Origin of the sequence: Parapedobacter pyrenivorans (assembly GCF_014636865.1) — a bacterium.
In the GTDB taxonomy this organism is placed as follows: domain Bacteria; phylum Bacteroidota; class Bacteroidia; order Sphingobacteriales; family Sphingobacteriaceae; genus Parapedobacter; species Parapedobacter pyrenivorans.
Genome location: NZ_BMER01000011.1, coordinates 1 through 1,278 on the forward strand (window position 1 = coordinate 1; position 1,278 = coordinate 1,278).

General features: G+C 60.8%; 1 pseudogene. It reads left to right on the forward strand.

Going from position 1 to position 1,278, the window contains the following annotated elements:
* Window positions 1-72: 72 nt before the first annotated feature.
* Window positions 73-1,278 (forward strand): annotated as a pseudogene (locus IEV98_RS24345) (OmpA family protein); the annotation flags it as partial.

The following is a 1,278-nucleotide window of genomic DNA, read 5'->3' on the forward strand; positions in this document are numbered from 1 at the left end:
CTGGAGCAGCTGGCGCGCTGCTACGCCCAGCTAAATGACTACGAGGCTGCCGAGAACTGGTACGCACGGGCGGTGGCCATGGAAGGCAGTGAACCGGAAAACCTGGTCCGCTACGGGGAGGTGCTGAAGATGAACGGGAAGTATGCCGAAGCGAAAAAACAGCTGCTAGCTTACGCTGATCGCACCGGTGACCCAGCGGGGGTAGCGGTGGGGATTGCCGGTTGCGATTCGGCGTTGGTATGGATGGCGGAACCCACGGTGCACAGGCTGCGCAATGAGGAGACGGTCAACACTTCACTGTCCGAGTTTTCGGTGTTCCCGGTAGGGGATAAGGTATACTACACGGGCGAGCCCGACGGGCGTATGCGTGGTGTAGGGACGTATGGCTGGACGGGCAACTCGTTCCTCCGGGTGTACACGGCCGACCGTGCGGCAGATAACGGGCTATCCAACCCGGTGATCGCGGTTGAAGGCATCAACGATGCGCCGTACCACATCGGCCCGGTTGCGGCGGCTATGGATGGCAGGACACTGTACGTGACCCGTACCTACAAAGGGAAAGATGGCCATGTAACGCGCGAGGACCGGCGGAAATACCTGACCCATACGCTGGAGCTCTATTGCTACACGCAAGACGCGGACGGCGGATGGCAGTCGGAGCCTTTTGCTTACAACAACGTGGAGGAATACTCGGTGGGCCATGCCGCACCCAGCGCGGACGGGAATATCCTTTATTTCGTGAGTGATATGCCGGGCGGGCAGGGTGGTACGGACATCTGGTACAGCGAGCGGCAGGCGGACGGTAGCTGGGGAACTCCCGTGAATGCGGGTGCGGCCATCAACAGCGCGGGCGATGAGCTTTTCCCGAACATCGGGCCGGAGGGCACGCTGTATTATTCGAGCGATGGCTTTGCGGGCATGGGCGGACTGGATGTGTTTAAAGCCGTGGGTGATAAACAGCAATGGACTTCGCCGCGGAACCTGCGTTTCCCGGTGAATTCCCCCGGGGATGATTTCGCCTACCTGCTCACCGATGCGGGCGGGGAGGGGATCGCCGGCTACCTGTCATCCAACCGCAAGGGCGGCAAAGGCAGTGACGACGTCTATTCGTTTACCTACGAAAGGCCGAAGATCGTGATCCTGCTGAGGGGGACGACGTCGGATAAGCATACGGGCGAACGGCTGGCCGGGGCATCGGTGACGCTGTACGATGGCAACCGGGAGATCGTGGCCAGGAAGAGCAGCGACGGAGAAGGTGCTTTTGAATTCGTGCTGGAC